This window comes from Pseudomonas sp. GW456-E7, from assembly GCF_059424105.1.
Window position 1 is genome coordinate 46,147 of the sequence record NZ_JBWKZB010000024.1, and the last position, 25,456, is coordinate 71,602.

19 protein-coding genes and 3 pseudogenes are annotated in these 25,456 nt (G+C 61.2%); 5 read left to right on the forward strand and 17 right to left on the reverse strand.

Going from position 1 to position 25,456, the window contains the following annotated elements:
- Positions 1–104 precede the first annotated feature (104 nt).
- The 6 genes from glgX to glgA all read right to left on the reverse strand — a co-directional run bounded on the left by glgX (position 105) and on the right by glgA (position 11,065).
- Entirely contained in the window at positions 105–2,267 is a 2,163-nt protein-coding gene (gene glgX / locus AC07YV_RS16730) for a glycogen debranching protein GlgX (protein ID WP_102700048.1), read from the reverse strand.
- A 197-nt stretch (positions 2,268–2,464) separates the two neighbouring features.
- Complete coding sequence (locus AC07YV_RS16735) at positions 2,465–2,785, reverse strand: DUF2934 domain-containing protein (RefSeq protein WP_102700049.1); 321 nt, start codon at positions 2,783–2,785, stop codon at positions 2,465–2,467.
- A gap of 21 nt (positions 2,786–2,806) precedes the next feature.
- Positions 2,807–5,602 (reverse strand): malto-oligosyltrehalose synthase, encoded by a 2,796-nt coding sequence (locus tag AC07YV_RS16740; RefSeq protein ID WP_102700050.1) that lies wholly within the window; start codon positions 5,600–5,602, stop codon positions 2,807–2,809.
- Positions 5,599–7,677, reverse strand: coding sequence for a 4-alpha-glucanotransferase (malQ, locus tag AC07YV_RS16745; RefSeq protein WP_102700051.1), 2,079 nt, complete (start codon positions 7,675–7,677; stop codon positions 5,599–5,601). The genes AC07YV_RS16740 and malQ overlap by 4 nt, the downstream gene beginning before the upstream one ends.
- A complete protein-coding gene (gene treZ / locus AC07YV_RS16750) occupies positions 7,670–9,469 on the reverse strand; it encodes a malto-oligosyltrehalose trehalohydrolase (protein WP_102700052.1) in 1,800 nt (599 codons plus the stop codon). The genes malQ and treZ overlap by 8 nt, the downstream gene beginning before the upstream one ends.
- Before the next feature lie 12 nt (positions 9,470–9,481).
- The gene (gene glgA / locus AC07YV_RS16755; RefSeq protein WP_102700053.1) at positions 9,482–11,065 is read right to left on the reverse strand and encodes a glycogen synthase GlgA; all 1,584 of its coding nucleotides are present in this window, start codon (positions 11,063–11,065) and stop codon (positions 9,482–9,484) included.
- Between the two features lie 558 nt (positions 11,066–11,623).
- Between glgA and AC07YV_RS16760 the strand changes: the two genes are divergently transcribed.
- Together AC07YV_RS16760 and nudC are read left to right on the forward strand one after the other, a co-directional pair.
- A complete protein-coding gene (locus AC07YV_RS16760; protein ID WP_102700054.1) occupies positions 11,624–12,436 on the forward strand; it encodes a crotonase/enoyl-CoA hydratase family protein in 813 nt (270 codons plus the stop codon).
- A 6-nt stretch (positions 12,437–12,442) separates the two neighbouring features.
- The gene (nudC, locus tag AC07YV_RS16765; RefSeq protein WP_102700055.1) at positions 12,443–13,273 is read left to right on the forward strand and encodes an NAD(+) diphosphatase; all 831 of its coding nucleotides are present in this window, start codon (positions 12,443–12,445) and stop codon (positions 13,271–13,273) included.
- On the opposite strand, the gene AC07YV_RS16770 is transcribed toward nudC, so the two are convergent.
- From AC07YV_RS16770 to AC07YV_RS16780, 3 genes are all read right to left on the reverse strand, one after another.
- On the reverse strand, positions 13,241–14,020 hold the full coding sequence (locus AC07YV_RS16770) for a TSUP family transporter (RefSeq protein WP_102700056.1): 780 nt from the start codon (positions 14,018–14,020) through the stop codon (positions 13,241–13,243). The genes nudC and AC07YV_RS16770 overlap by 33 nt on opposite strands.
- Before the next feature lie 191 nt (positions 14,021–14,211).
- Positions 14,212–14,688: a nuclear transport factor 2 family protein gene (locus AC07YV_RS16775; protein WP_102700058.1), complete on the reverse strand. Its 477-nt coding sequence runs from the start codon at positions 14,686–14,688 to the stop codon at positions 14,212–14,214.
- A gap of 55 nt (positions 14,689–14,743) precedes the next feature.
- On the reverse strand, positions 14,744–15,307 hold the full coding sequence (locus AC07YV_RS16780; protein ID WP_102700059.1) for a TetR/AcrR family transcriptional regulator: 564 nt from the start codon (positions 15,305–15,307) through the stop codon (positions 14,744–14,746).
- Between the two features lie 216 nt (positions 15,308–15,523).
- Between AC07YV_RS16780 and pssA the strand changes: the two genes are divergently transcribed.
- Both pssA and AC07YV_RS16790 read left to right on the forward strand, forming a co-directional pair.
- Positions 15,524–16,867 carry a CDP-diacylglycerol--serine O-phosphatidyltransferase gene (pssA, locus tag AC07YV_RS16785; protein ID WP_102700060.1) on the forward strand — a complete coding sequence of 448 codons (1,344 nt, stop codon included), beginning with the start codon at positions 15,524–15,526 and terminating at the stop codon, positions 16,865–16,867.
- A 165-nt stretch (positions 16,868–17,032) separates the two neighbouring features.
- Complete coding sequence (locus AC07YV_RS16790; RefSeq protein WP_102700061.1) at positions 17,033–18,049, forward strand: AraC family transcriptional regulator; 1,017 nt, start codon at positions 17,033–17,035, stop codon at positions 18,047–18,049.
- Positions 18,050–18,076: 27 nt separating this feature from the next.
- Here the strand turns inward: AC07YV_RS16790 and AC07YV_RS16795 are convergent, their stop codons facing one another.
- The 8 genes and pseudogenes from AC07YV_RS16795 to AC07YV_RS16830 form a co-directional block, all read right to left on the reverse strand.
- On the reverse strand, positions 18,077–18,547 hold the full coding sequence (locus AC07YV_RS16795; protein WP_102700062.1) for an LEA/WHy family protein: 471 nt from the start codon (positions 18,545–18,547) through the stop codon (positions 18,077–18,079).
- A gap of 66 nt (positions 18,548–18,613) precedes the next feature.
- Entirely contained in the window at positions 18,614–20,077 is a 1,464-nt protein-coding gene (locus tag AC07YV_RS16800) for a nucleobase:cation symporter-2 family protein (protein ID WP_102700063.1), read from the reverse strand.
- A gap of 97 nt (positions 20,078–20,174) precedes the next feature.
- Positions 20,175–20,882 (reverse strand): HPP family protein, encoded by a 708-nt coding sequence (locus AC07YV_RS16805; protein ID WP_102700064.1) that lies wholly within the window; start codon positions 20,880–20,882, stop codon positions 20,175–20,177.
- Positions 20,883–21,041: 159 nt separating this feature from the next.
- Complete coding sequence (locus AC07YV_RS16810; protein WP_102700086.1) at positions 21,042–22,220, reverse strand: MFS transporter; 1,179 nt, start codon at positions 22,218–22,220, stop codon at positions 21,042–21,044.
- Between the two features lie 171 nt (positions 22,221–22,391).
- The gene (locus AC07YV_RS16815; RefSeq protein WP_102700065.1) at positions 22,392–23,771 is read right to left on the reverse strand and encodes a UDP-glucose dehydrogenase family protein; all 1,380 of its coding nucleotides are present in this window, start codon (positions 23,769–23,771) and stop codon (positions 22,392–22,394) included.
- Positions 23,768–23,911 (reverse strand): annotated as a pseudogene (locus AC07YV_RS16820) (4-amino-4-deoxy-L-arabinose-phosphoundecaprenol flippase subunit ArnF); the annotation flags it as partial. The gene AC07YV_RS16815 and the pseudogene AC07YV_RS16820, both read right to left, overlap by 4 nt.
- Positions 23,912–23,987: 76 nt before the next feature.
- A pseudogene (locus AC07YV_RS16825) lies at positions 23,988–24,038 on the reverse strand (hypothetical protein); the annotation flags it as partial.
- 16 nt (positions 24,039–24,054) lie between these two features.
- A pseudogene (locus AC07YV_RS16830) lies at positions 24,055–24,198 on the reverse strand (DegT/DnrJ/EryC1/StrS family aminotransferase); the annotation flags it as partial.
- A 318-nt stretch (positions 24,199–24,516) separates the two neighbouring features.
- On the opposite strand from AC07YV_RS16830, the gene AC07YV_RS16835 reads away from it, so the two are divergent.
- Positions 24,517–25,455: a site-specific integrase gene (locus AC07YV_RS16835; RefSeq protein ID WP_102700066.1), complete on the forward strand. Its 939-nt coding sequence runs from the start codon at positions 24,517–24,519 to the stop codon at positions 25,453–25,455.
- Position 25,456 lies beyond the last annotated feature (1 nt).

Genomic DNA, 25,456 nt, shown 5'->3' on the forward strand with positions numbered 1-25,456 from the left:
GAATCGAGTATTGCTCATGCAACGCTATTCGTCGCGTCGCGAACCCGGCCAAAATGATTTTTCCGCTCTGTGGCAGTCGCGCGCTGAATGCCTGAGCCTCGTCGTCACTCCTCTTCCTCATGCTGCAACTCGAACAGCAGCAATGAACGACCGGTAACCGAGTATTCATGGCCGAACTCGAAGCGCTCCTGGCCACGGATCGCCGGCTGGTTGGTGTCGATCATGCACGTCCAGAAACCGCCGTCAGGCACTTCCGGCAGGCGGAAATTGACGATGTCGTGATGCGCGTTGACCACCAGCATCAGGGTCGCGTCGGCGCCTTTGCGGCGAATGCCGGTTTCCTGGGCGCGGCCATCGAGCAGCATACCCAGGCAGCGGTTGTGTGCATCGTGCCAATGCTTGGTGGTCATTTCCGTGCCATCCGGTGCCAGCCAGGTCACGTCCTTGACGCCGATGTCTTCGTTATAGTTGCCCACCAGAAAACGCCCGCGGCGCAGGATCGGGTAGGTCAGGCGCAACTTGATCAGGCGTTTGACGAACTTGAGCAGGGCCTTGCCGTCTTCGCTGAGGTCCCAGTTGACCCAGCCGATCTCGCTGTCCTGGCAATACGCATTGTTGTTGCCCTCCTGGGTGCGGGCGAATTCGTCGCCGGCCACCAGCATCGGCGTGCCCTGGGCCAGCAGCAGGGTGGCGAAGAAATTGCGCATCTGCCGATGGCGCAGCGCGTTGATCTCGGGATCATCGGTGGGGCCTTCGACGCCGTGGTTCCAGGACAGGTTGTTGTTGCTGCCGTCCTGATTGTTTTCGTCGTTGGCCTCATTGTGCTTGTCGTTGTACGACACGAGGTCGTTGAGGGTGAAGCCGTCATGGGCGGTGACGAAGTTCAGCGATGAATAGGGGCGGCGCCCCCGTTCATTGAACATTTCGCCTGAAGCGGTCAGGCGGCTGGCGAAGTCCGCCAGCTGACCGTCGTCGCCCTTCCAGAACGCGCGCACGGTGTCGCGGAATTTGTCGTTCCACTCGACCCAGCCCGGCGGAAAGTTGCCGACCTGATAACCGCCGGGGCCACAGTCCCAAGGCTCGGAGATCAGCTTGACCTGGCGCAGCACCGGGTCCTGGCGGCAGGCGACGAGGAAACTGTGGCGCTCGTCGAAACCGTCGTGATAGCGCCCGAGTATGGTCGCCAGGTCGAAACGGAAACCGTCCACGTGCATTTCCGAAGCCCAGTAGCGCAGGGAGTCGGTGACCATCTGCAGCACGCACGGGTGACTCAGGTCCAGGGTGTTGCCGGTGCCCGAATCATTGATATAGAAGCGCTTGTCATCGGGCATCAGGCGGTAGTAGGACGCGTTGTCGATGCCGCGCATGGACAGGGTCGGGCCTTGCTCGTTGCCTTCGGCGGTGTGGTTGTAGACCACGTCGAGGATCACTTCCAGATTCGCTTCGTGCAGGTGCGCGACCATTTCCTTGAACTCGGCAATCTTGCCACTGGCCAGGTAACGCGGATCGGGGGCGAAGAACGCGATGCTGTTGTAGCCCCAGTAATTGGTCATGCCCTTGTGCAGCAAATGCTGGTCGTTGACGAACGCGTGGATCGGCAGCAACTCCACGGTCGACACGCCGAGCTTGCGGATGTGTTCCAGCACGTCATCGACCATTAACCCGGCAAAGGTTCCGCGCAGGTTTTCCGGAACCGAAGGGTGACGCATGCTGAAGCCGCGCACATGGGTTTCGTAAATGATCGTCTTGTCCCACGGTACGCTGACGCGGTGGTCGTGGCCCCAGGTGTGCGCCGGGTCGATGACCTTGCACTTGGGCACGAAGGGTGCGCTGTCACGCTCATCGAAGCTGAGGTCGGCATCGGGGTGGCCGATGGTGTAGCCGAACAGCGCTTCGGACCATTTCAACTTGCCGACCAGCTGTTTGGCGTAGGGGTCGATCAGCAGCTTGTTGGGATTGAAGCGATGACCGTTGGCCGGGTCGTACGGACCGTAGACACGATAACCGTAAATCAACCCGGGGTGAGCGTCGGGCAGGTAGCCGTGGTAGATCTCGTCGGTGTATTCAGGCAACTCGATGCGTTCGAGCTCCACCTCGCCGCTGTCGTCGAACAGGCACAGTTCAACCCGGGTGGCGTGGGCGGAAAACAAGGCGAAGTTGACCCCCAGTCCATCCCAGGTGGCACCCAGCGGGAAGGGCAGGCCTTCACGGATTCGCGTGGCTTCAGCGCGAGGGGCTGGCGCGGGGGCTTTTTTGGGGCTGGTCATAAGTGCTCCTGCAAACGGGAGTTACCTGTAGGAGCGAGCTTGCTCGCGAAGGCGGTGTGTCAGGCAACATCAATGCTGGAAGTGATGGCCTCTTCGCGGGCAAGCCCGCTCCCACAGTGTTTGGTGGTGTGGCTGAGCTCCCTGTGGGAGCGGCGGTGCGACGATTCGACTTGCCCGCGAAGGGGCCTCAAGACAAATCAAACCGCGGGCGGTTTTCGTGGTGCCCGGGGCTTTTTCTCGACGGCCTTTTCCCCCGGCGGAATCACTTTCGAGGCCGCTGCAGGCTTGGCTTTTGTTTTGGGCGCAGCGACTTTGCTTTCGCCGGCCTTGCCATTGGCCGTTTTGCTGACCGGGGTTTTGCTCGCCGCTGCTTTGGCAGGTTTCTTTGGTGCCAGGGCTTCGGCTTCCGCCAGTTTGCACGCCATCTCCCAGTGGCGGGCTTCCTGACCTTCGGGTTTTCCTTCGGACTCCCAGATCTGATAGGCGAATTCGCGGATGCGTTTATCGTCGGTACTCATCGCAATGCTCCTGAACTGAACTCAAGTGTGGTTAGTTTGAATAATGAGATTGACCGGGAAATCCCCCAGCGCGTCGCTGATCAGCAGCTCTCTGTGTTTTGTGACTGTGATGCCGCTGAAAAGTCCCTTCAGATGTTCGTCGGCAACGGTGAACGGCAGTTTGACCCGGGTATCGCCCCACAGCGGCGCGTGGACCTGGGGGACGGCACTGTTTTCCAGCAGTTCGGCACAGCGTATCGGCACAATCACGATGGCGCGTTCTCCCTCCCGTTCACGGACAAAACCCAGCACTCGATGGGCCTCGCTGCCCAGCACTTCCAGGGCTCGATAAGAGCCACGCCGAAACAGCTCGGCATGTTCGGCACGCAGGCCCAGAGTGCGCGCAATCAGGGCTTGCTTGATGCGCCCGTCCTGCCAGTTCGACAGCAGGTCCGGCAGGTCTGCCGCTTGCTGCAGTGCCTGCTGGCGGCTGGCGTAATCCACGGGGCGACGGTTGTCCGGGTCGACCAGGCTGAAGTCCCAGAAATCGTTGCCCTGATACAAATCCGGCACGCCGGGCACAGTCATGCGCAGCAAGGTTTGCGCCAAACCGTTAAGGGCACCGGGGACGGCAATCGAACGGGCCGCCCTGGCCAGAGCCGCACGCAGCAGCTCACCTTCGGGGCTGAGCAACAGGCGCTGGATAAAGTCCTCGGTCGCTTGCTCGTAAGCGTCATTGGGCGCGCTCCAGCTGCTTTGCAGCTTGGCTTCGCGCAGGGCCTTGCGCTGCCATTGCCAGAGGCGTTTGGCGTAGTCCTCGAGCGCCGGTGGATTATCGATAGCCAAACCCAGTGGCCAACTGCCGAGGATCGCCTGGTACAGAATCAACTCATCGCCCGCCGACGGCACTTGATCGTCTTGGCGCAAGGGCCGGGCGAGGGCGCGCCACAGGCCGATCTGCTCGCTGTACCAGCCGCTGCGCTCACTCAATACCGCCAGCCGCGCGCGTGAGTCTTCGCCACGCTTGTGGTCGTGGGTGGCGCTGGCCAGCAGATTGTCCGGGAAGGTTTCAAGGCGCTCGATGCAGGCCCGATGAAAGTCGGCCACCGGCGCACTGAACTGCTCGGTGCTGAACCCCACGTCATTGCGCGAAAGCAGGACGGCCGAACGATAGAACGCGGTGTCTTCCACCGCTTTCGCCGCGGCTGGCGAGGTCAGTTGCTGGAAACGCACGCAGGCGTGCTTGAGGCGTTTGCGCTGGCGACCGGCCGGGCGTTGCCGCCAGGGCTCACCACCGAGCCAGCCGGCCAGGCAGTCGAGCACCGGCCAGTCTGCCTCGCCCAGAGTCTGGCGGGCGCCGTCCATGGCCTGCTGGAAAAACACCTCGTCCTGGCCTGTCCGGCCGAGGGGGCTGATGTAGGTGCGGTACACCGGGAAATGCACGATCAGCGCCTGCAAGGCCCGGCGAATCGCACCGAGGGTCAGGTCGCGGGTCATGAGGTTGTCCCGGGCCACTTGCAGCAAGGCCTGGGCGACGCTTTCGAAATCACCGGCCAGGGAACCGTTGAGGATTTGCTGGCGGGCCAGCTGTGTTTCCTGGGAGAAGTCGGCAGACCGCTCGCTGTGGCGCTGCCAGCGTTCGGCCAGTGCCTGGGCACCCCGAGGGTCGGTTTGCAGCAGTGACAACTGGTTCATGAACTCGTAGCCGGTGGTGCCATCCACCGACCAGTCGCGGTGCAGAGGCTCGCCTTCGCCGAGGATTTTTTCGACAAAGATCGGCAGGTGGCGGCCTGCGGACAGGCTGTCGACCCGACGCCGCAGTTTTCGGCAATAACCCCGCGGATCGGCAAGGCCGTCGATGTGGTCGATGCGCAACCCGTCGATCAGCCCCTCGGCCACCAGTTGGAAGATCTTCGCGTGGGTGGCTTCGAACACCGCGGGGCGCTCGACGCGCAGTCCGCCGAGTTCATTGATATCAAAGAAGCGCCGCCAGTTGATGTCATCGGCGGCCGTGCGCCAACTGGCGAGGCGATAGCTCTGGCGCTCCAGCAGGTTGTGCAGGCGCTGGAAGCCTTCGTCGGTCAATGAGTCGTAGTGTTTCAGGTGTTGCTCAATGGCTTGAGCAATCAGCGGATCACTGACCAGATCGCGCAGTTCCGCTTTCAACGGTATGGCCAGGCTGTGGGCGTCGGACTGGTAGCTCAGGGTGCTGAAGCGATCGGCCAGGTTTTTCAGTTGTTCGGCCTGCTCCGTATCGAGCGCTGCATCGGGCTTGAGCAGTTCGCCGTAATCCCAGGGGCAAATCGGGAAACGGTGTTCGTAGTGCTCGACATGGAAGCTGCCGTGCCAGGCATCGAAGCGCAAGGGCAGGGTGCCGTCCTGCAATGCCACGCCGTAATCGCTGCCCAGGAACGGCAGGAGCAGCTGGCCTTCCATCAACGGATCGGGAGAGTGCCACTGGATGTCGAAAAACTCGCCGTAGGGGCTCAGGCGTCCCCACTCCAACAGGTCCAGCCACCAGGGATTGTCAGCGCCGCCGACCGCCATGTGGTTGGAGACAATGTCGAGGATCAACCCCATATCCTGCTCGTGCAAGGCGTTGACCAGGTTGCGCAGCGCCCCTTCGCCACCCAGTTCCGGGTTGACCCTGGTCGGGTCCACCACGTCATAGCCATGCATCGATCCGGCTCGGGCACGCAGCAAAGGGGAGGCGTAGACATGGCTGATGCCCAGGCGTGCGAAATACGGCACCAGCGGCACCGCATCTTCCAGCGTGAAGCCTTTATGAAATTGCAGGCGCAGCGTGGCGCGCAGCGGGTGGGTCGGCTGTTGGGTCATCGGTCACGCTCGGCCGCCTGCAGTCGCGCACAGGCGAGCAGTTCCAGGCGCCGCGCGGCATCCGGTCCATCGAGCAGGGCTTCGCTGTAGCCGGGCAAGCGCCGCGACCAGTTCGGGTGGGTGTCGATGGTGCCGGGCAGGTTGGCCTGTTGTTCCACGCCAAGGGCATCTTCCAGCGGCAGCAGCACCAAGGGTGCCCGGGTATGCCCGAGAAAACGCACGCTGGCATCGAGCACCTGGTCGGTTTCGTGGGATTCTTCGCGAAAGTTCTGCGGGTCCTGACTCAGTGCCCGGCGCAGCCCCTCGCGCTCGCGCTCGCGATGCTGGCGCCATTCGATCTCACCGCTGGCGTCGACCATGCCGAGCCGGGCGTTCCAGTCGATGTCGCGGCCATGCCACCAGCCGTTGAGGGTGGGCAGGTCATGGGTGCTGGTGGTGGCCAGGGCGTTGTCCGGCCAGTCGAGGATCGGCTTGAAGTGCGTGTTGTCCTGCTCGAACAGCAGTACCCGCATGCCAAGCATCGAACGGGCGATGAGTTTTTCCCGCAGGCCGTCCGGCACGGTGCCGAGGTCTTCGCCGAGGACGATGGCCTGGTGCCGATGGGATTCCAGGGTCAACAAACGCAACAGGTCGTCCACCGGGTAATACAGGTAGGCGCCGTCGGCCGGCGGCGAGCCGTTGGGGATCACCCACAGACGCTGCAGTCCCATGACGTGATCGATACGCAAGCCACCGCAATGGGCGAAATTGGCCCGCAGCATCTCGATGAACGCCCGGAAACCATTGCGCACCAGGCCTTCAGGTGAAAACGCGGAAATCCCCCAGCCCTGGCCCGTGCGGTTGAGAATATCCGGTGGCGCACCGACAGTGAGGGACGCGAGCAATTCGTCCTGACGGCTCCACGCCTGGCTGCCGCCGCCATCGGCGCCAACGGCCAGGTCGGCGATCAGGCCGATGCTCATGCCGCTGGCGCGGGCGGCGGTTTGCGCGCGTTCCAGGCAGCGGGTGATCAGCCACTGGCAGAATGCGAAGAAGCCGATGCGCCCGGCATTCTCTTCGGCAAAAGCTGCGAGTTCGGCGCTACGCGGATTACGCCAGGGTTCGGGCCACAGTCGCCAGTCGAGGCCTTCACCGCGAGCGGCGCGTGCCTCCTGTATGGCTTCGAAGCGACAGTGGTTTTCCAGCGCTTCGCCGCCAGCGTGACGAAAACTGCTGAAGTCTTCGTGCAAGGGATGTTCACCCTGGACGAAACCTTCGTACAGCGACTGCAACAGCCGATGCTTGGCTTCGGCGGCGGCCGGCCAGTCAATCAGCGCACGCTCCTCCAGCGCCTTGAGCTCAATGGCCAGCCCCGTTGCATCAATGGCGGTGCGCAGGGCGCGCTCGCCGAGAATGGTGCCGGGGGCGCAGTAAAGGCTGTTGAGAAACAGACGGCTGGACGGCGAATACGGGCTGTAGCGTTGGGTGTCATTGGAAAACATCGCATGCAAGGGGCTGATCGCCAGCGCCTCGGCGCCACGTTCACCGGCCACCCGGGCGAGGTCCTCCAGCGCCTGGGTGTCACCAAACCCGCAATCGCCGGGGCGGCGCAAGCCATACAATTGCACGCTCAGACCCCAGGCACGGGGGATCGGGTTGTCCACGGCATCGGCGACGCTGTAACAACGGGATGGGGCCACCGCCAGGGTGAAGGTTTGCCCGTCGATGCTGACCTGTTGATAGCCGACCGGTACCAGCCCCGGCAGCTTTGCGTTGGCGTCCAGTTTCAGGTTGAGCCGCGAACCGTCTTCGAGGTGGATTTCGCAAGGGGTTTGAGGTGCAAAAAAACGCGCCAGATCCAGGCTTGTCCCGACATCGGCGGTGATCAATGGCGGCAAGTGATGGGTCTGTTGCACCGCTTGCAATTCCAGCAGGCTGGCGTCGATTTCCTGGGCGCTGCCCGCCGGGTGGCCCAGGCCGGTCAGCACATTGCGCAACACGGAAGGTGCGACTTTTTGCGGGCGGCCGTTGGCGTCGATCCAGTCGACCGCGAGGCCGGCACGGCTGGCCAGAATTTCCAGTTGCGCATCACTCATGGACGCTCTCCATACGAAGTGGCATAGGGGCTGCGGCGGCGAGACTGACGAGCGCGCAATACGGGGCAAGGGTGCCCTGGTCCAGCAGATCGGCGCTCTGTGGCGGGTATTCGAACAACCGCGCGGCACCGGTCTGTGAGGAGTGGACTACGGGCTTGTCGCTGAGGTTCAGGTCAATGCGCAGTTCGCTGCCATCGCCCAGGCGCCAGGCGGCACTGACCGCGCCTTCGCCCAGCTCGTCCGCCCCCAGTGCCTGGGTGCCCGGCAAGCGGGGGATGAGAAGCCGGTGGCGGATCTGCAACAGCCGGCAATACAGGTCGTGCATCTCAGTATGGCCGGTCGAAGGCAGGACAGGGCGGGACGCTGAAAATGTCTGCGGATCGTTCGGGTCAGGAATGTGTTCGCGCAGGAGTGGGTCGGCAAACACGCTGAACGCCGCGAACTCGTTGCGCCGGCCGTCCCGTACCAACTTGGCCAACTCACCGTGATGGCTGGTGAAATACAGGAAGGGTTGCTCGACGGCGAACTCGTCGCCCATGAACAGCAGCGGAATCATCGGCGACAACAGCAGCAACACCGTGGCGGCCCGCAGTGCTTGCGGGTGGGCGAGTTGATGCAGGCGCTCGCCGAAGGCCCGGTTGCCGATCTGGTCATGGTTCTGCAGGAACAGGATGAAGGCGCCGGGTGGCAAGTGCCCGCTGGGTTCACCGCGTGCCACGCCATGACGATTGAGATGACCCTGGAACACGAAACCCTGGCTCAGGCAGCGCGCCAGTTGTTCGGTGGGGTTGTGCGCGTAGTCGGCGTAATAGGCCTCGGTTTCGCCGGTCAGTAACACATGCAGGGCATTGTGGCCGTCATCGTTCCACTGCGCGTCGTAACCCTGTTCGAGCAGGCCCGCCTGGTTGTGTTCGTTCTCCACCATCAGCCACACATGCCGCGCCGGTCCCGTCTGCTGGCGCACCCGTCGTGCCAGTTCCTGGAGGAAATCCGGCTCTTCGATGGCGTGCACCGCGTCCAGGCGCAAACCGTCGAAACGGTATTCGAGCAGCCACATCAAGGCGTTTTCGATGAAAAAGTCCCGTACTTCGCGGCGGCGGAAGTCGATGGCCGCGCCCCACGGCGTCTGTTTGTCTTCGCGAAAGAAGCCCTTGGCATAACGATGCAGGTAATTGCCGTGCGGACCGAAGTGGTTGTAGACCACGTCGAGAATCACCGCCAGACCATGACCGTGGGCGGTGTCGATCAAGTGTTTGAGCTGCTCGGGTGACCCGTATGACGCCTGGGGCGCGTAGGGCAGGACGCCGTCATAGCCCCAATTGCGCTCCCCGGGAAACTGCGCGATGGGCATCAGTTCGATCGCGGTGACGCCCAGCTCGACCAGGCGTGCCAGATGCTGCTCGACGGCACTGAAGCCGCCGAGGGCACCGACGTGCAACTCGTAGATCACCGCTTCGTTCCACGGCCGTCCCGGCCAGGCACTGTGTTGCCAGACATAGGCCAGCGGATCGACCACCACACTGTGCCGGTCGATATCGCCGTCCTGAGCGCGGGAAGCCGGGTCGGGCACTTCCAGTTCGCCGTCGATGCTGTAGCGGTAACGCGTGCCCGCCGCGCATCGGGTATTGCTCACGAACCAGCCGTCGGCCTGGGGCAGCAACGGCAAGGACTGTCCATGTTCCAGTTCGACACTGACGTAAAACGCATCTGGCGCCCACAACGCGAATTGCGTGTGCTCTGCGTCCAGCATGATTGCGCCGTGGGGCCAGGTCTCAAGGGTCCGTAACGGCATCTTGAAAGCCTCTTACTGTTTGTTCGATTTCCCCAACGCTTTCGCCACAAGCTGTTCATAGAGTTCGGCGTAGGGTTCGACCGCCTTGCACCAGTTGAACGGCGCTGCCATGGCCCGGCAGCGCATGGCGTGCAGCAGGTCGGGGAAGGCGAACACCTTGAACGCGCGGCTCAGGGCTTCCTGGTAGCTCTGCACCGTTGATTCATCGAACAGGAAGCCGGTCACGCCGTTTTCGATGGTGTCGGCCAGGCCACCGGTATTGCGCGCCACCGGCAACGAGCCGAAGCGCTGGGCGTACATCTGGCTCAGGCCGCAGGGTTCGTAACGCGAAGGCATCAGCAGGAAGTCGCTGCCGGCGAACATGCGCCGGGCATCGGTTTCGTTAAAGCCGATGCGCACGCCGATCTGCCCGGGGAAACGCAGGGCCAGTTCGCGCATCGACTGTTCTTCTTCCGGCTCGCCACGGCCGATGATCGCGATCTGGCCACCGGATTTGACGATGTATTCGGAGACTGCTTCGGTCAGGTCCAGGCCTTTCTGGTAGACCAGGCGCGACACCACGGCGAACAGCGGCCCTTCGGAGTCTTGCAGGCCGAACAGCTCGCGCACATGGGCGGCGTTCACCGCCTTGCCCTCCCAGTCGCCGATTTCGAACGGGCAGAACAGGTGCGGGTCGGTCGCCGCATCCCAGCTTTCATCGATGCCGTTGGGAATCCCGCTGAGCAGGCCTTGCTGGGTCTTGGCGGCGAGGAAACCGTCGAGCCCGCAGCCGAAATCCGGGGTGGTGATTTCCTGGGCGTAGGTCGCGCTGACCGTGGTGATGTGGCTCGAGTAGGCCATGCCGGCCTTGAGGAACGACATCTTGCCGTAGAACTCCATGCCTTCCTGTTGCAGCGCGTGATGGGGAATGCCCAGTTCGGGGCACGAGCCCAGGCTGGTCACGCCTTGATAGGCCAGGTTGTGAATGGTGAACAGCGTTGGCGTGCGCTGTCCGCGCCAGTGCATGTAGGCCGGGGCCAGGCCGGCCGGCCAGTCGTGGGCGTGCACCAGGTCCGGGCACCAGTGGATTTGCGCGAGATTGGCGGCAATATCGGCGGCCGCCAGGCCCAGGCGGGCGAAACGGATATGGTTGTCTGGCCAGTCGCGGCCGTTGTTGGCGCCGTAGGGTGAACCTTCGCGCTCGTAGAGTTCGGGGCAGATCAGTACGTAGATGACCAGACCATCGGGCATGTCCATGCGCCCGATCTTGCACGGAGGCAACGCGGCATGACCGCCGAGCTCACCGATGATATGAATGGGGTTCTCGCTGTGCAGCACCTGCGGGTAACCCGGGATCAACACCCGCACATCGTGCAGATGGGCCATGGCCCGTGGCAGGGCCGCGGAAACGTCGCCCAGGCCACCGGTCTTCACCAGGTCGGCAATTTCCGAGGTCACGAACAACACTTTCTTACGGTTCGGATTCTGCTGGGCTGCCGGGGTCAGCATCCTGGTGCCGGGCACGCTGACGGGTTGGGTGTTCGCGGCAGTTACGGCGCTCGATTCGCCGACCTGATGAGCACGTTCTCCCTGTATTTCCAAAGCCGTACTGATCATATGAATCTCCCGTGCTGTTGATCTAATTCTTAGGTCTGGCAAACGGTGTTTCATGGCCAACTCCCGTGGCCGGCGCAAAAGCGCTGCGCATCAGTGAGCAAGCGCTGCCCGATGCTTCGAAGCAAAAGGGGTGAATGAGCCGTTGCAAAGATTGCACCAGTCGCAACGCACCTTCTTGTCAGAGGACCGATCGGGAATGGAAAAAGTTTCGACTGTTTTTCCACTTTGTGACCGACCGGTTTCGCTTTGAGAAAATGAGTCTAGGCCAGAACTTAGAGCGGTAAAGGGCCGATGGCAAAATTGTTCGACAATCGGTTTGTAACGGTACGGACGTGCCTGATCGAGGTGCAAACGCCCCGACGAAGTGCATGTTTTTTTGCGTTTTGGCCGCAAAAAGTCACCGGGCGGTCACATGAATGTGCGACGTGATCGAGCGGTCGCGCACCAATGCGGTGCGTGCTATAAGTCCCGGATTTGGCTGAACCGCTGCCTTACTGCCGGTCGCGATGCCTTGTTATAGTTCGGGCCTCGTTTTCTGCCCGCAAAAGGATCAAAGGAATGTCTCAATACAGCGCGTTCAACGTCGAACTGGTCGATAAAGTCGCCCATGTGCAGATCAACCGACCGGAGAAGATCAACTCGATGAACGCTGCTTTCTGGAGCGAAATCGTCGAGATCTTCCAGTGGATCGATGACACCGATGAAGTGCGCGTGGTGGTCCTCAGCGGTGCAGGCAAGCATTTCTCCTCGGGTATCGACCTGATGATGCTGGCCGGTGTGGCCAATGAACTGGGCAAGGACGTCGGCCGCAATGCGCGCCTGCTGCGGCGCAAGATCCTTACCCTGCAAGCGTCGTTCAATGCCGTCGACAACTGCCGCAAACCGGTGCTTGCAGCGATTCAGGGCTACTGCCTGGGTGGCGCCATCGACCTGATTGCCGCGTGCGACATGCGTTATGCCGCGGAGGACGCACAGTTCTCGATCAAGGAAATCGACATCGGCATGGCCGCCGACGTGGGCACGCTGCAACGCTTGCCGCGGATCATCGGTGACGGCATGCTGCGCGAACTGGCTTACACTGGTCGCACCTTTGGCGCCGACGAAGCGCGGAGCATGGGCCTGGTCAATCGCGTCTACAGCGACAACGACAGCCTGCTCGACGGCGTCATGGGCATTGCCCGCGAAATCGCCGGCAAGTCACCGATCGCCGTCACCGGCACCAAGGAGATGATCAGCTACATGCGTGACCATCGCATCGATGACGGCCTCGAATACATCGCCACCTGGAACGCCGCCATGCTGCAATCCACCGATCTGCGCGTGGCCATGGCCGCCCATATGAGCAAACAGAAACCCGAATTTCTGGATTGATTAACCATGATTCCTCGCTGGACCACTGCAGTACTGGATACCGACCAACCCGGCGGCTGGGCCGTCGCGCGCAGCCCCGAAGGCTTTCTGTTCGATGACAATGGCGCGCTGTTTCCACGGGAATGGTTGAAGCGTCAGGACCTGCCGGTTCTCGCCGAACACGGCATCGGTCATCTCGATGGCGAGCCGGTCTATCTGCTGGAGCTGCGCAGTCAAAGCGAAGTGCCGGGCTGCAACTGGAAGGGCTTGCGGGCGTTCATGCTCGAAGGCGATCACACGGTCTACAAGGTGCTCGGTTACGCCGCACAGATCGGCACCTGGGCCCGTGAACACCGCTTTTGTGGTAACTGCGGTCAGGCCATGAACCAGGTGCCGCGCGAACGGGCGATGTATTGCCAGCCGTGTGATCTGCGCAGCTACCCACGGATTTCGCCGAGCATGATCGTCCTGGTCACCCGAGGCGATGAAGTGCTGTTGGCACGCTCACCGCGTTTTGTCAGTGGTGTCTACAGCACATTGGCGGGGTTCGCCGAGCCTGGCGAATCGGCCGAGGATTGCCTGATTCGCGAGGTTCGTGAAGAGGTGAGCATCGAGGTCAGGAACATCCAGTACATGGGCAGCCAGTGCTGGCCGTTTCCCCACTCGATGATGCTCGGTTTTCATGCCGAATACGCCAGTGGCGAGATCGTCTGCCAGGAAGACGAGATCGAGGACGCCCAGTGGTTCAACGTACACGCGCTGCCGCCGTTGCCGGCGTCGCGCTCGATTGCCCGTTACCTGATCGACGTCTATGTGGCGCGGCGCTTAGGTCACGCTGAACCAGTGCTGCCAGGCTAGGCGCACGGTCAGGCCCAGCACCACGGTGATGAACACCGGACGAATGAATTTCGCGCCGCCGCTGATGGCGGTGCGAGCGCCGAAGAAGGCGCCGACCATCAATGACGAGCCCATGCACAGGCCGATGACCCAGTCCACCTGACCGGAAAAGATGAAGATCGACAGCGCCGCCGCGTTGCTGACAAAGTTCATGCTGCGCGCCACGCCGCTGGCCTTCACCAGGTCGATGGGGTAGAGCAGCAGGCTGCTCACGGTCCAGAACGCGCCCGTGCCGGGACCGGCCACGCCGTCATAGAAACCGAGGCTGAAGCCCTGGGTCGACTGCCACGTTTTCTTGATCGGTGCGTTGCTGTCCAGCGGTGCTTTCGGCGTACCGCCAAACAAGAGATAGACACCGCAGGCGAAGACGATCACCGGCAGCATTTTGTTCAGCCATTCCGCGGGCAGGTAATGCGCGACCACGGCACCGGTCAGCGCGCCGACCAGGGTACCGACGATGGCGTGCACCCATTGCGCGGGGTGGAACAGCTTGCGCCGGTAGAAGGTGAAACTGGCAATCGCCGAACCGAAGGTCGAACTGAGCTTGTTGGTGCCCAGCACCAGGTGCGGCGGCAGGCCGGCGGTCAACAAGGCCGGGGTGGTCAACAGTCCACCGCCACCGGCGATGGCGTCGATGAAACCGGCAACAAAAGCGACGAGGGCCAGGATGGCCAGGGTGGAGAGGTCAACGCTGAGTTCGAAAGGCATGGGATCGGCTTATTCGGCGGGTGCAGAAAGAGGCTGCGGGGAAGGGCAGCATCTTAACCACCTGCACAACACAAAACCATTGTGGGAGCGAGCTTGCTCGCGAAGAGGCCGTCAGATCCAGCATAAATGTTGGCTGACACACCGCTATCGCGAGCAAGCTCGCTCCCACAGGTGATTAGTGTGGATTTAAATTACAGGCCCAGATCCGACAGGCTCGGATGATCGTCAGGACGACGACCCAGCGGCCAGTGGAACTTGCGCTCGCTTTCCTTGATCGGCATGTCGTTGATGCAGGCGAAACGACGGGCCATCAGGCCGTCCTCGTTGAACTCCCAGTTTTCGTTGCCGTAGGAACGGAACCAGTTGCCCGAGTCGTCGTGCCATTCATAGGCATAACGCACGGCGATGCGGTTGTCGGTAAAGGCCCAGAGTTCCTTGATCAGTCGATAATCCAGCTCCTTGGCCCATTTGCGGGTCAGGAAGCCTTTGGCTTCTTCGCGGTTATGGGCGAACTCGGCGCGGTTTCGCCACTGGGTGTCCAGGGTGTAGGCCAGGGACACGCGCTCCGGATCACGGGAGTTCCAGCCATCCTCAGCCAGGCGAACTTTTTCAATGGCCGATTCACGGGTGAAAGGGGGCAATGGCGGACGAACTTCGGCATTAGACATTTCAAGTCTCCGTATCAAGTTAAAGTTAAAACAATTGTCGAGCTTGATCAGGTTGCTACAGGTCCAATAACTTGCGCGCCATGCATTGCGCATTATCGGCGGCACTGTGATCACCCGTTACAAGCGCCACGGTAATGGCACCATCGATCAGGATCAGCAGCTGTCTGGCCAGCCTCTGCGGATCCTCGGCACCATGTTCGGTACACAGCTCGCACACGTAGTCGAGCAGCTTCTGTTTATGTTCTTTGGCGACCAGGCGCACCGGGTCTTGCGGGTCGCCGGTTTCGCCACTGGTGTTGATGAAAGCGCAACCGCGGAAACCTTCGGAGTCGAACCACGACTTCAGTACGGTAAACAGGTTGAGCAGCCGCCCGGCCGGGGTTTGTGCCTGGCCGACTTCGCTGCGGTACCAGTGCATCCAGCGCTGGTCGCGGCGTTGCAGGGCGGCCACGACCAGTTCGTCCTTGTTTGCAAAGTAGCGGTAGATGCTTTTTCTGGAGACACCGGCGGTTTTCACCAGGAGATCCATGCCAGTGGCGGCTATGCCACTTTTGTAGATCAACTTTTCGGTGACATCCAGAATGATGTCGCGTGTGTCGTTGCTATTGATTTCGTTCATGTGGCTAACAGTAGAACGATCGTTCTCCTTGGTCAATCGATATTTTTACAGTGTCTGATAAATGGTCTTCGCGAGCAGGCTCGCTCCCACAGGGGGAATGCATTTCAATGTGGGAGCGAGCCTGCTCGCGAAGGGGCATTACAGACAGTAACAAGACCCAAACCCAGCGATGGTGTAAGCTCTCAGGTTCTTCGGATTCGACCCATTGCGAGCCCTATGCCGTCGCTTTTCAAACGTTCCCTGCTGCCCAAGCTGCGCAGTTTTCCGCTGACGGCCGATGCCGTCGGCATCCTCTCCGGCGCTGCCGAATTCCGTCGTTGCCTGCTGGAGAAAATCGCCAGTGCGACCCGGCGCATTTACATCGTTGCGCTGTACCTGCAACAGGATGAAGCCGGCCAGGAAATTCTCGATGCCTTGCACGCGGCCAAACTGGCGCGTCCGGAACTGGACGTGGTGGTGGTCGTCGACTGGCTGCGCGCCCAGCGCGGCCTGATCGGTGCCGGCAAGCAACCGGGCAACTCGGCCTGGTACCAGGAGATGACCCGCACCCACGCAAGTGAAGTGCCGATCTACGGCGTCCCGGTGCAAACCCGCGAACTGTTCGGTGTGCTGCACCTCAAAGGCTTCGTGATCGATGACTGCGTGATCTACAGCGGCGCGAGCCTGAACAACGTCTACCTGCACAAGTTCGACAAGTACCGCTACGACCGCTATCACGTGCTGCACAATCGCGAACTGGCCGATTCGATGCAGCACCTGGTGCAGCACGGCCTGGTGGCCTCCAAAGCGGTGCACCGCCTCGACCTGCCGAACCTGCCGACCACCCGCAGCCTGCGCAATGACATCGGCGACCTGCGCAGCCGGCTCAAGCACGCAGCGTACGACACCACGCGAGGCACCACCGACAGGAGCGGTCTGTCCGTCAGCCCGTTGCTTGGCGTCGGCAAGAACAATCCGCTGAACCGGGTGATCTGCGAGCTGATCGCCAGCGCCCAGCAGCAACTGACCATTTGCACGCCGTACTTCAACCTGCCGCTGGCGATCATCCGCGAGATCAACCGCGCGCTGGCCCGTGGGGTGAAGATCGACATTGTGGTCGGCGACAAGACGGCCAATGACTTCTACATTCCGCCGAGCGAACCGTTCCGGGTCATATCGGCGCTGCCGTACCTGTACGAAATCAGCCTGCGCCGGTTTGCCAAGCGTCATCAGCGCAACATCGACAGCGGTCAGTTGAACCTGCACCTGTGGCTTGATGGTGACAACACCTATCACCTCAAGGGCATGTGGATCGACCGGCGCTATACCTTGCTGACCGGCAACAACCTCAACCCGCGGGCGTTCCGGCTCGATCTGGAAAACGCCTTGTTGATCGATGATCCGCACGGCGAATGGCTGGAGCCGCGCCGTCAGGAACTGGCGGAGATCTTCCAGCACACCCGGCGAATCGAGCACTTCCAGAACCTGGAGACCCTGGCCGAATACCCGATGGGCGTGGCCAAGTTCCTCAAGCGCGTGAGTCGTGTGCGGATCGAGCGCTTGCTGTACCGGATTCTCTAAAAGATCGCAGCCTGCGGCAGCTCCTACAGGGTTTTTTGTCCGTCCACGATACTTGCGGTGTGTAGGAACTGCCGCAGGCTGCGATCTTTTGATCTTGCTCGTTTTGGCTTTTGATCTTGCTAATATGCCCCCCCACTCGAACAAGAACAGGGCTTGCCGCAATCCATGTCGGAAAAAGACACCATCTCCATCCAACTGGTGCGCGAAGCACTGTTGCAAAGCTGCGCGCCAGGTATCGACAAGGACGAGGTGTTGATCAAGGTTGGCATCGACCCGCAGCTGCTGGGCAATTCCAGCGCCCGGGTTCCAGCCACTGCTTATGCGCGCCTGTGGCGGCTGCTGGCACGGCGCGGGGACGATGAATTTTTTGGCATGGACCCACGCAAACTCAAATCCGGCAGCTTCGCATTCCTGTGTCGCAGCGCCATGCTCCAACCCAACGTGGCGGCGGGGCTGGCTGGCGGCCTGGCGTTTCTGTCGCTGATCCTCGAACACCTGCCGGCGCAGTTGGTGCGCCAGCAAAGCCTGGCGGAAATCGTCCTGCTCGAAGACGACAAAGAGCCACGCCGGGCCTTCACCTATTTCACCTACTGGATGATCGTCCACGGCGTTGCCTGCTGGCTGGCAGGTCGGCGGATTCCGATTCTGGCCATTGAACTGCGCTGTTCGAAACCGGATTTCTGCGACGACTACCAGGTGATGTTTTCCGAGAACCTGCGTTTCGACCGTCCGCGCACGCGCATGATTTTCTCCGCCGATTGCCTGGATTTGCCAATCAAGCGCAGCCCTGAAGAGCTCAAGCGATTCCTGGCCCACGCGCCGGCGAACATCCTGGTGAGATACCGTGATCCGCAGAGCCTGGCCAGCCGTATCAAACACGATCTGCGTCACCTGCCGGCCGAGCACTGGCCGGAAACCGAGGCCTTGGCGCAACGCCTGTGCATGTCGGCATCGACCTTGCGCCGCCGGCTGGCCGAAGAAGGGCAAACCTATCAAGGACTCAAGGACAGCGTGCGCAAGGAACTGGCGATCGTCTGGCTGGCCGAGCCGGCGATCAGCTTCAGCGAAATCGCCGCGCGGCTCGGGTTCGCTGACACCAGTTCGTTCTACAAGGCCTTTCGCAAGTGGTCGGGGTCAAATCCGGGGCATTACCGCAGCCTGATTCTCAATGACGTCGAGTAGATTCAGCGTCTGCATGACCCTCTCTCGCTAGCGACTGCCAGTGGTCGGCCCCGGCAGATTGAGGGTGCCGCTGTCGACGAAGCGCGTCGTGTTGAACACCCCGCCCGAGAGCTTGCCGCGCAGGATATAAGGCATGTTGTTGAGCGTTTTCATCTGGCTGATGCCATAGGTCTGGCGGATGAACGAAAATGCCGAAACGCTGACCGGCACGCTCACGACGGTGTCGGAAAAACGCCCGATCGAACCTCTCACATCGGTGACGCCAGAGGCGAATGGCTGACCGTTGATGTCCAGATCCAGGGCGACGCCGCTGTAGGTGAGGTTGTTGTCATTGGGGTTCTGCACGCGGATGGTCACGGCAAAGCGTACTTCCATGCCCTCGCCCTGCAGGGGCTCGATACCCACTACGCTGATTTTCAGTGGGTCTCGATTGGGCAGCGAGGAGCAGGCGCCCAGGCAGAGCAGGAGGGAAATCAGGACCGCGTGAACGCTGCGCATGGACGTGCTCTCATCTGAAAAGGGCTGTACCGCCACCGGCTCAGCCCCTGAGCCCGTCCGGCGGTTCTACGGTGCGACCACCGCAGCCTTTGCGGGTTCATCCCTGGTGGTCACATCGGGGTTCTGCATCACCTGAAGCACGGAGGCCTCCGGATCGAATTCGTCTTCTTCCAGCTCGATGAACTCCTCAGGCAGGAAGATATTAAGAACGATAGCGCACAGCGCGCCGACGGTGATGGGCGATTCGAAAATGTTGTGCAGGGCCTTGGGCAGTTCACGCAAGACTTCCGGCACGGCGGCCACCCCCAGGCCCATGCCGATGGAAATCGCCACGATCAGCATGTTGCGCCGATGCAGGCCGGCCTCGGCGAGAATCTTGATCCCGGCCACGGCGACGGTGCCGAACATCACCAGCTCCGCGCCGCCCAGTACCGGTTTGGGCATCAGTTGCAGTACCGCGCCGATCATCGGGAACAGGCCCAGCACCACCAGCAAACCGGCAATGAAAAACGCCACGTAACGACTGGCCACGCCCGTGAGCTGGATCACCCCGTTGTTCTGGGCGAAGGTGACCATCGGCATGCTGTTGAACACCGCCGCCATGGCCGAGTTGAGGCCATCGGCGAGCAGGCCGGACTTGATCCGGCGTATGTACACCGGGCCTTTGACCGGTTGCCGGGAAATCATCGAGTTGGCCGTGAGGTCACCGGCGGCCTCCAATGGCGAAACGAGGAAGATCACCGCCACCGGAATGAACGCCACCCAGTCGAAGGAAAAACCGTACTTGAAAGGCACCGGTACGCTCATCAACGGGACGTCGGGCAGGCCGTTGAAATCCACCTGGCCCATGAGCCAGGCCACCCCGTAACCGAGGGTCAGGCCGATGACAATCGCCCCCAGGCGCAGAAACGGCACGTCGACCCGGTTCAACACCACGATGGTTCCCAGCACCAGCGCCGCCAGGGCCAGGTGACTGGCAGCACCCAGGTCCTGGGCGCCGAAGCCTCCGGCGATGTCGGTCATGGCCACCTTGATCAGCGACAACCCCATCAGCGTGATGATCGTCCCGGTCACTACCGGGGTGATCAGCATGCGCAGTTTGCCGATGAACTGGCTCAACACCACTTCAATGAACGCGGCAAAAAAGCACACGCCGAAGATGGTCGAGAGAATCTCGTCGGTGCCACCGCCCCGGGCCTTGACCATGAATCCGGCGCTGAGAATCACACTGATGAACGAGAAACTGGTGCCTTGCAGGCACAACAGGCCCGAACCCACCGGGCCAAAGCGCCGCGCCTGGACGAAGGTGCCCAGGCCCGAGACGAACAGCGCCATGCTGATCAGATAAGGAATTTCGCTTTGCAGGCCCAGGGCGCTGCCCATGATCAGCGTCGGGGTGATGATGCCGACGAAACTCGCCAGCACGTGTTGCAGGGCGGCGAAGACGGTGGCGGTCAGGTGCGGACGGTCATCGAGGCCGTAGATCAGGTCATTGTTACGTGGCGCGGGGGCTTTTTCGGAGGCGGTCATGGTGGTTTGCGTGCCAGAAGGCGGGCCGGGTCAGAAAATGGAGGCGCAGGATGCCAGAACCGCCCGGCCACGGCAAAAGATCCTCCAGAACAGGGGCTTACGAACGCGGGGCGAACACCTCGGTGACGCTGCGGCGTTTGGCGTGCAATTGGCTGGCCTGGATCAGCTGTTCGAGGTCCTCGGGCGTGACGTCATAGAAGGCTTCCATGTCCGCCAGCGCCAGTTTCAGGTCTTCGGCGGTGATGGCCTGACTGTCGACTGGCGGGTGATCGGCCGGGATCATGACAGCCGGTTCGCTGGTGCCCTTGGGGTAACGCACGCGGGTCAGATTGTTGTAGGCAAGGGCGCAGAGCAGCATCGTCGCTGCGCTGAGCATGACCGGCTCAATGGCTTTCCAGTCCATGGCAATGGTCACCGGATCGGCCAGCACCAAGGTCAGGGCCAATGCCCCGGCCGGTGGATGCAGGCAGCGCAACCAACACATCAGCAACACCGCCATGCCCGCCGCCAGACAGGCGCTCCCCAGGGTTCGGCCCAACACATGGGCCACCAGCAGCGCAATCACCCCGGCGCACAAGTAGCCACCCAGAATCGACCAGGGCTGTGCGAGCGCTCCCGAAGACACGGCAAACAACAGCACCGCCGAGGCCCCCAGCGGACCGATCAGGTGCTGGGCCACCTCAATGCCAAACACCTGGCTACAGAGCCAGACGCTGAGCAGCGTGCCCAGGGCCATGCCGATGGCGGCGCGGCTCCATTCGGTGGGCCGGGTATTGATGGCGACGGGCAACCAGCGGGCAAGCATTGCGAGACAACTCCGGCAGAAAAAGTCGAGGTAAAAAAAGGGCTTAGCTGGGAAACCCAGAAAGCCCTTGAAGGTGTTCCAACTGTTGGGGGAGGAACAGGCACAGTGTGCCGTTCAATCCAGCTACTGACAAATTCATATTAATGAGCTTTCAGTGCATTAATTTTGCTTTAAGTTACCCCGTCGGCCACTCAGGTAGCAGAGCAGGCCACCCAGCGCAGCAAGTGCACTCAGGGCATAAAACATCGTCGGCGCCGGGGTGTGCATCAACATGAAGCCGCAAATCACCGGGCTCACCGCGCCGCCCAGCGCAGCCAGGTTTTGCGCGCCGTAGTAACTGCCGCGCAGTTCTTCGGGAGCCAGGGTGTCGACAAAGAGAAACTCGGCCGGGTAAATGATGATTTCACCCAGGGTGAAGATGAACATTGCCACGCACCAGCTCACCAGGCTGTCCGCCAGGCTGAAACCGATCAGGCCGAGGATGAACAGGCCGGTGCCGGCCACAATCCACTGGCGCAATTGTTCACGTTTTAGAAAGCGCCCGACCTGGTATTGCAACAGGATCACGCTGATGGCGTTGCAGGCGAGCAGGGCAGCCATGATTTCCATGGTGTGCTGGGGATTACTGGTCACCAGCAGGTTCTGCGACAGGTAAAAGGTAAATCGCCCGTGCACCACGGTGCTGAGCAGGCAACCGGCGGTGAACATGATCAGGGTGCGGTCGTTTTTCAGGGTGATCAGGGTTTTCAGAAAACTCTGCGCCTGACCCGCAGGAGCCACTTTGGCCGGATCCGCGGGAATGCCGGCCATCAGGAACATACTGAAAAAAGCGATGGCCGCCGCGATCAGGAATGGCGCACTCGCAAAGGCACCGGCAATCAGCACGCCAAGCATCGGCCCGACCGCGTAGCCAATGTTGGTCAGCGTATAGCTCAAGGAAAACGCCTTGGCCCGCTGGCCCACGGGCAGGTTGTCGCTGAGGATCGCTTTCGAACCGATCAGGAACAGCGCCGAGGCGGTTTCGGTGACGATCAGGGTGATCGTGGTCAGGTAGAGGTTTTCGGCAAAGGTCAGCAACACCAGGCCGACCGCGCTGGACGCCATCGACAGCACCAGCAATCGGCGTTTTTCGAAGCGATCGATGATGTAGCCGCCGTAGAGGGAGAGCAGGGTGGCGACGAACACCGCAATGCCGAGCAGCAGACCAACGTCCTGTTGGTTGAGGCCAAGCTTGTCGCTGACGAACAGCGTGAGTAACGGGCTGGTGATGGCGCGGCTGACGACGATGGTCAGCGAGCAGATCAGCAGACGGCGGATGAGGGGGGAGTATCGGGTCACGGTGTGAATGTCCTTATTCGATCGGGCCGGCATCAGTCCAATGGTCGGCGCTACTCTAGCAGGCGGACATCCGGTCGTTGCTACAGGATTTACTGGCGGTGCAGCAACGGCGCCAGGCACCGGCAGCGCCGATGCCAGCAATCGGAAGTCAAACCGCCGGGAGCATGAGGTTTAAGCGACCACTGATTCGGTCAGCCATTGCTGGTAAGGGATCGGCAACTTGTGCGACTCACCCCGACCGATCGGGAAGTAGGTAAATCCGATGCGTGCCAGTCGGTCCGCGTCGTACAGGTTGCGGCCATCGAAGATCACCGGCGTGTTGAGGCGTTGGCGGATAAACTCGAAGTCCGGTGCCTTGAACTGTTGCCATTCGGTGCAGATGATCAGTGCATCGGTGCCGGACAAGACCGACTCAGGCGTCCCCATGAGCATCAGTTTCGACTCATCCGGATACAGCTTCTGGGTTTCCTGCATGGCTTCGGGATCGAACGCGCGGACATTCGCCCCGGCGGCCCACAACGATTCGAGCAACACCCGGCTTGGTGCATCGCGCATGTCGTCGGTATTGGGTTTGAAGGCCAGGCCCCAGACGGCAAAGGTCTTGCCGCGCAAGTCGCCCCGGTAGAACGCGTTGATGCGCTCGAACAGCTTGTGCTTCTGCCGCTCGTTGATGGCTTCCACTGCCTGCAGCAGGTCACTCGAGCAATGGGCCTCTTCGGCGCTGTGGATCAGGGCGCGCATGTCCTTGGGGAAGCACGAGCCACCGTAGCCGCAACCGGGATAGATGAAGTGGTAGCCAATGCGCGAGTCGGCGCCGATGCCCAGGCGTACCGATTCGATGTCGGCACCCAGGTGTTCGGCCAGTTCGGCGATCTGGTTGATGAAGCTGATCTTGGTCGCCAGCATGCAGTTGGCGGCGTATTTGGTCAGTTCGGCGCTGCGCAGGCCCATGAACATGATGCGTTCGTGGTTGCGGTTGAAGGGGGAGTACAGGTCACGCATCACGTCACGCACTTCATCGCGTTCACAGCCGATGACGATACGGTCCGGGCGTCGGCAGTCGGCCACGGCCGAACCTTCTTTCAAGAACTCCGGGTTCGAGACGATATCGAACTGCAATAACCGCCCGACACTGAGCAGGCATTTGTCGATGTGGGCACGCAAGGCGTCGCCGGTGCCGACCGGGACGGTGGATTTCTCCACCAGGATCGCCGGCTGTTCGCGATACCGTGCTACCGCTTCGCCCACCGACATCACGTAGCGCAGGTCTGCCGAGCCGTCGTCCCGGGACGGTGTGCCGACCGCGATGAACAGCACCTGGCCGTGCTGGACCGCTAATCTTTCGTCGCTGGTGAACTGTAACCGCTTCGCGTCAATACCTTCGCGCACCAGGCTGGCCAGGCCGGGTTCGAAAATACTCACGTGGCCCTGTTGGAGCAGTTCGACTTTTTTCTCGTCAACGTCCATGCAGATCACGTCGTGGCCGACTTCCGCCAGTACCGCTGCCTGCACCAGGCCAACATAACCGCTACCAAACACACTGATTTTCATGGGGCACTCCTTTGTTCGGGCGCACGAGCAGGTCGGGAATTGATGGTGATGACGCCGAGGATGACCAATGCCACGCCAAGGCTTTTTGTAAGGCTGAACGCTTCGCTGAACAGCGGCACGCTGGCGGCCAGCAGACCCAGGCCCAGGTAGGTCAGCAGGATAGGCAAGGCCATATTTCAATTTGCTTATCGTGTTGAAAAAAGCCACGTGTGGCCGTTTCATCCGCCAGGACAACGCCGAAGCGGCGCCCAGGTCGTTGTTCGGCAATCTGACGCTCTGGTTGAGTGACTGCGGCGTGGGTAGCGTCCTGGATCACGGCAATGCCGTGTTTGTCGGCGAGGGCGTAAAGCGGATCGAGATCGAATGCCGCACCAGCGTAATGCACCGGGATGATGGCTTTGGTGCGCGGTGTGATCGCCGCCTCGATATCAGAACCTGCATCAAATCAAATAGTTACCGGTCGGCGGCAAAAAACTGCTTCGGTTGACTTTTTTCGCCGTGGGCGGCAGGTTGGACGTCCATTCGGGTTGCTTCGACTTCATGGGAGGTTATGCCCGATTTTGTGAAAGGGACATGAAAAGCGGTAGGGGGAATCGTTTATCTGAAGGCTATTTAATCTGCTGTTCAGACTTCCCGCGTTTATGGTGTTTTTAGGAAAAGTTCTACAGAACTGATGTCTTTTATATGATCGTTATTTCTCTTCTTAGTTGTTTCATTGACCTGTTTTCATTCAAGGCCGTTTCGTTTGATTGACTTACCTGTAACTGATTCTCGCATGCCCCTCACCAATCCGCTGACCCTGTATCTGGCGCGACTGGCACCCTCCAGCCAGCTGACCATGCGCTATGTGCTGCAGGACGCCGCCGACCGCCTGGGCTTCGAAGACTGCGATATCGAGGAGATTCCCTGGCACAACCTGCAACCCGAAGACGTGATCGCACTGGTGGCCGCATTGCGTTCAGATGGCTATGCGCCGAACACGTCTTCACTGTATGTCAACGCGGTGCGCGGGGTAATGAACGAAGCGTGGCGCATGAGCCTGATCTCGCAGGAGCACCTGTTGAAGATGCGCTCGGTGAAGGGTATCGCCGGTACACGGCTGTCCCAGGGACGCAACCTCAGGCGTACGCTGATCCAGGAGCTGATGGCGGTCTGCGCTGCCGATCCGCGGCCACAAGGCTTGCGGGATGCCGCGATCATCGGGATTTTGTACGGTTCGGGTATGCGCAAGTCCGAATCGGTGAACCTGGAACTGGACCAGGTCGATTTCACCGAGCGCAGCCTGCAGGTGACGGCCAAGGGCAACAAGCAGTTGATCAAGTACGCGCCGGCCTGGGCTTTCGCCAAACTGCAAGCCTGGCTTGAACTGCGCCGCTCCCTGCTCAAGGAAGGCGAGTCGGACGATCCGTTCCTGTTCAATCGCATTCGCCGTGGCAGCCACATCACCCGTGAGCGCATCACCAAACATGCGATCTACTACATCGCCCGGCAGCGGGGCGCACAGGTCGGGGTGAAAATCATGCCCCACGACTTCCGGCGTTCATTCATTACCCGGGTGATCGAAGAACATGACTTGTCGATCGCGCAGAAACTGGCGCATCACAGCAACATCCAGACCACGGCCAACTACGATGTGCGCGACGACAACGAGCGGCGTCGGGCAGTGGATCGTTTCGACCTGTGAA